The sequence below is a fragment of the Streptomyces hirsutus genome, from assembly GCF_001418415.1.
GTDB lineage: Bacteria > Actinomycetota > Actinomycetes > Streptomycetales > Streptomycetaceae > Streptomyces > Streptomyces hirsutus.
This window is the reverse complement of record NZ_LIQT01000328.1, coordinates 1-4,670: the sequence shown is the minus strand read 5'-3', so window position 1 is coordinate 4,670 and position 4,670 is coordinate 1. Positions and strand designations below refer to the sequence as shown.

The following is a 4,670-nucleotide window of genomic DNA, read 5'->3' as shown; positions in this document are numbered from 1 at the left end:
ACGGTGTGGGCGGAGTGCGCCCTGGCTCGCTGTACGCGGCCTGGGCTTTGATGTTGAGCCGTGCACCCGTGGAGGGGCGTCCAGCCGAGCGGGCTGGACGCTGTCCTGGTAATGGCTGGGTCGGGGTGAACGTCAGCCGCGGAATCCACGGGTCTTGTCCCGGGGCTCGATGCCCGGGTAAGGCTTGAACCATTCGTCCCACAGGTCTTCTTCGACCGTGTCTGCCTCCAGGAAGTAGTACGCCCTGTCGCCTACATCGAGCACTTCGCTCATATAAACGGAGAACTCCCAGTCTTTGTCGAAACGAGAGGACGGAAGGGCCTGGTAGGCCTCGTCCGTGTGGACGGATTCCGCTCGGGGCCCGCCGATGCTGGGCACGGCATAGCCGAGCAGTACGCTCTCGGCCAGGCAGCGCGGTTCCGGGATGCCGCCGGCGAGCAGATCGGCCGCGAGGTCGTCGTAAGCGCGAGCGCAGTGAAGAAGGAACCAGTCCGACTGGGTCCCCGCGCTGGCTGGGAGGCTGTGTTCCCAGAAGTCGGACTGATGAGCGGCGAGGTATGTCTTGTCCGCAAGGTCCCTCAGTTCACGATAGAGAACGAAGGCAGCCCTGGGCGTCACCTCGACGGTGCCGCAGTTCTCGCAGCCACGGCCGTCGACTCCGCAGACAGGGCACTTCGAGCAGTCCGCGTCAGCAGCGCAGTCACAGTCCCGGCAGCTCCCGCAAGCGGTCGCGCTGAACAGGGAGAACATGGCCACATTGGGCTGCTCCAGGTTCTCCGTGACAGCTCGCGAGACCTTGCGCGCGGCCTGAGCTCGTGGAGCGTCACGATGCGCGTCCTCGATCTCCTCCGCGACGTCGATGATCGCCTTCCTGAGGGGGCCCGGCAGGGAAGCCGAGCACCGGTGAACCTCCGCGAGGGCGCCTGTTCCTCCCTGAAGTGCCACGTTGAGAGCGGCGGCAAGCAGGTGGGATTTGGCGCGGTTGTCGAACGTCCCGATCTTCGACAGCTCCGGTCCATGGGGCGTCGCCCGCATGCTGAAGAGCATGGCGCCGTCGCCCTTGGGCTGAGTCAGGAAGTAGAGATGTGATGGGGTGGAATTTTTCGCCATGGCTGAGTCTCCGAGTGGTGCACAGGCATCGAGCGCGGGCATGCGCGTGGAGTGCCGCCGCTGCGGACTCGTGCCTGCTGCGTGGAAGATGGGGGTGGGAGATGCCGGTAATCCGGGTGCGTCCGCGGACTCCTTGGCGAAGCACAGCTGGTGATCTGGCCACGAGCGAGATCCCGTTGCTGGTACGCACGAGCCTGCCACAGAAGGTGCCCGGAACGCCAACGGTTCCCCGAACTCACTGGTGGTGGACGAACGTTGTACACGTCCTCAGCGCCTGCCCCCGCCCAACCGGATGTCCTGGTTCCAGGCGTCGCTCCGGCCGTTCCGTCCCGTCTTGCAGACCGTGTCGTAGCAGCGCCAGAACCAGGTACCGTTCGTGCGGCGGCGCAGTTCGATACTGGTGCCGCCGCAGCGGGCGCACTTCGGCGGGCGGGCGAACAGCTCGGCGTGCTCGTGCTCCAGGAGCTTGCGGGCGAAGTGGCCGCCGCGCATCGTCACCATGACCTCGCGGGTCCAGGACTGGGACAGGGTGTTGAGGCTGCCGAGCATCACCGTTCGCTCGTCGATCACCGCGATCTTCTGGTGCATGACGTTGACGGGGACGACCGTGTGGACGACGGCCCGGAGGTCCGCGATGAGGCTCTGGCTGTTCGGGCTGGCCTGGAGCTTGTCCGTGTCGTCGCGGATGAACACCGTGACCCGTACGCCCCGTCCGGCCGCCTCGCGCAGCAGCGGCAGGACGCCGCGCACACGGTTGGCGACCCACGGCGCCCACAGCCAGACCGAGGCGCGCGCGTCGCGGATCTCGTCCTCGAACGTGCTGAAGAAGCTCCGCTCGTCGTCGATGTCCGTCACCTCGACGTGCCGGGCCAGGACGTCGGCGAGGGCGCTCCCGAAGACGCCGAGTTCCCGTTTGTCCTCGTGCGGCGGGGTGATCAGATGCCCGGCCCGCAGGCGCCGGACGCCGGGGGAGCCGACCAGCGAGGCCAGGTGGGTGAAGACCGTGCCGTTCTTCGCGGTCCGGATGCGCTCCCAGCTGCCGATGACGTAGAGGCGGGTCTGGACGCGGGTGGCCGCCACGTTGAACAGGCGCACGCCGTTGCGTATCCAGTCCGAGGCATCCGGCCCTCGGTGCGCCATCGACATCCACAGTTCGCGGCCGTCCGCACCCTCGACCGTGTCGAAGACGACGACGGGGAACTCCCGCCCCTGGAACCGGTGCGCGGTGCCCACCTCCGCCAGTGGGCCACCGCTGCTCTCCACGTCCCGCAGGGCCTCCAGGGTCGCCTCCGCTTGGACGCCGTAGGGCGTGACGACGCCCGTATCCTCGCCCCTCGCGCCGTGGTACTCCACCAGCGCCCTGGCGATCAGTGACCCGGCCGGCCACCAGCCGCTGCGGCGGCCGGTCAGGTGGGGCCTGGCCAGTTCGTGCAGTCCGTCGGTGTCCACGAGGACGATCTCGGGGTCGTCGGGAGGCCGCGGCGCCACGGTCTGTTGGCCGCCCCGCAGCATTCCCCCGTACGCGAGAGAGTTGGTCAGGCGCATCACCGCCGGACCGAAGCGGTGCTGCTCGGTCAAGGTGACGCAGGCCGGATGCCGCTGGGCGTCCGCGGGGTCCTGGATGCCGCAGTGCTGGAAGACGTCCGGGAGCAGCCAGCGCTTGACGTCCGGACGACCGAGATCCTTCAGCCGCTCCTCGATGACCGGGCCGAGCTGCATGAAATCACCGAGCAGGACGGCGGTTCGGGTCGCTTTCGCCGTCGCGAGGATCACCTCGGGTAGCGTTGCCGCGCCCACCTCGTCGACCAGGACCACGTCGTACGGGCCCTCGAAGACCGCCTTGTTGGTGCGGAACCGGGCGAGCGTGGTGGCCACCAGTTTCGCGCTCTTGATGATCTCGCCCTGTGCGTTGCGGGCGAGGCGTTCGTACTCCTCCTGGACCTGCTGGAACTGCTCCTCCAGGGTGGCGCGTCGGCCGGCGTCGGCCGTGACCTGGGGGCGTAATCGCTTGGCGCGGGCGTGGCGGGCCGGCCAGGCCTGCCGCTCGGCGCGGGAGGTGAGTTCCGCCGCGTCCAGGGCGCGGACGACGGCTTGTTCCAGCCGGGTCGCCTCCTCGCGGCGGGTGGTCACGAGCTCCAGGGCGGACTTGTACGTGGACTGCGCGAAGGCGAGTGCCTGTTCCAGGGCGGTGATCCGCTCGCGTGTGTGGGTGTTGCCGGCGACCAGGTCCGCCAGCTCCTTCTCCAGTGCGACGATGTGCGCCTCGGCCGTGGTGCGCGCGGCATGCGCCGCCCGGCGTGTGCGGGTGACGTCCTCCTCCGTGATGGCCAGCTGGTCGCGGAGTTCCTGCCGTTTCTCCCGGGCGCGCCACCGGGCCACGGACCGCTGGGCGTCGAGCTGCCGAAACTCCTCGCGCAGGTCGCCGAGATGGCCCTCGGTGATCAGGGCCTCGGCCTCCTTCCGCTCCGCGGCCTTGAGGATGCGGGACTGTTCCTTGCGCAGCCCGTCGACCTCGGCCCACTTCCGACGCGACTCCTCGGCCCCGTCCCGGCTCCGCTGGGCCGCGACCGCGGTCTGCTGCGCCGCCTCGCGGGCCGCCAGCGCCTCCTCCAGGTCAGCCGCCGCCGTCTCCGCCCGCTCCCGCGCGGACACCGGATCGTGGCAGGGCGTGCGCAGCAGCTTCAGCGCGTCGAAGTACGCGGCCGGATCGAAGCGGACGAGGGAGGTGTCCAGCGCGGCGAGTTCCGCCGCGCGGGTCCGGACGCCCACCAGCGTGGTCTCGATGACATGCCTGCGCTCGGCCGTCTCGGCCAGCCGCTCACGCACCATGAGCGGCAGTGACACGCCTGGATCGTCGGCGACCTCCCGCAACTGCGGCGGGCCCACGCGGACGATGTCACCCGGGCCGTGCCGCTTCTCCTTCACCACGCCCAACAGGGCGTTGTCGACGGCGATGTTGGTGGCGGACACCAGCAGTACCCGGTCGCCGCGGGCGATCAGGTCGCCGATGGCACGCTTCAGCACCGTCGTCTTGCCGGTGCCCGGCGGGCCCCACACCAGATGAACACCCTGGCCCAGGCACGCGCGGTAGGCATCGCCCTGCGCCGGGTGGAACCCCGGCGGATCGAGGTCGGGCGAGGACGTGCCGCCAATCGCACCTGCGGCCAGGGCACTCGCCAGCGGGGCCTCGCCCAGCCCGGCGATGCCGTCGCGCAGGGCCTCCACCAGGAAGGTCGGCGGCTGCTTGAGCAGCCACAGGTACGCGTCCGTGAGGTCGGCGAACTCGGCGACCTTCAGCGTGAGCAGGGAGCCGTTCTGCACCGTCTCCGAGACGGCGAAGCCCTTCGTCTCGACGCCGTCCGGCTCCGGACCCGCGAGGCGCAGCGCGTCCAACTGGTCCGGTCCGATGTCGGAGCCGCGCAGATCCACCGCGTACCAGCCGGCCTCCCCGGTGCGCACCGCCCGCCCCACGCGCTGCCAGCGCGGCTGCCTTCCCGCGCCGCCCGTGATCGCGAGCAGCTCCCCCAGAGCCGTAACGATCTCCTCGCGCCACCCCACCG

2 protein-coding genes are annotated in these 4,670 nt (G+C 70.0%); both read right to left on the bottom strand.

The features are described 5' to 3' along the window. Positions 1-132: 132 nt before the first annotated feature. Positions 133-1,110 carry a hypothetical protein gene (locus AOK11_RS23905; protein WP_055595794.1) on the bottom strand — a complete coding sequence of 326 codons (978 nt, stop codon included), beginning with the start codon at positions 1,108-1,110 and terminating at the stop codon, positions 133-135. A gap of 267 nt (positions 1,111-1,377) precedes the next feature. Beyond that, a partial coding sequence (locus AOK11_RS23900; protein WP_338058940.1) for an AAA domain-containing protein occupies positions 1,378-4,670 on the bottom strand: 3,293 nt, incomplete at its 5' end.